The sequence below is a fragment of the Synechococcus sp. H60.1 genome (assembly GCF_047462335.1).
GTDB lineage: Bacteria > Cyanobacteriota > Cyanobacteriia > Thermostichales > Thermostichaceae > Thermostichus.
This window is the reverse complement of sequence record NZ_JANSJA010000275.1, coordinates 1-533: the sequence shown is the minus strand read 5'-3', so window position 1 is coordinate 533 and position 533 is coordinate 1. Positions and strand designations below refer to the sequence as shown.

Annotated in this window: 1 protein-coding gene; it reads right to left on the bottom strand. The window is 63.8% G+C overall.

All coding sequences use genetic code 11. The features are described from left to right. Positions 1-153: 153 nt before the first annotated feature. Positions 154-533: BlaI/MecI/CopY family transcriptional regulator (locus NW852_RS12645; protein ID WP_414426797.1), on the bottom strand; the 380-nt coding region annotated here is incomplete at its 5' end.

Here is a 533-nt window from a genome sequence, read left to right as displayed (position 1 = left end):
CAAGGGCAGTCATCAGCAAAAACAGCGGCGGCAGCAAGAAGTGGATCCAGGCCCATTGCCAGCGCTGCGCCCACTGGCCGGCTTTATCCAGCCGCACCTGGCCTCGCCACAGCCAACTGAGGCCCAAGCCCAACAACAACATGCCCAAGTGGCTCACCGTGACTTCCTCCTGGCCTCGCGGGCCGCCCGCAGCCGCTCGGCAATCGCCTGCAACTGGGACACGCTGGCCTGATCCAGGCTATCGGCGAAGGCTGCCACCGTGTCGGGATCCCCGACGGCCAAAAACTGCTGCAAGTGGTCAAAGGCCCTCAGGCTGGCAGCTTCCTGGCGAGAGAGACAGGGCCGCCACAGCATTGGCAGAGGCCGCCCCTCGGCATCTGTGCGCCGTTCACAGCTTACCCAGCCTTTTTGGCTCAAGCGCTGCAAGACGGTGGTTACTGAGGCATAGGCCAACTCGCGGTTGGGATCGGCCAGAATGCGCTCGTGGATTTGGCGGGTGCTGGCACTGCCCAGCTCCCAAAGGATATCGAGGA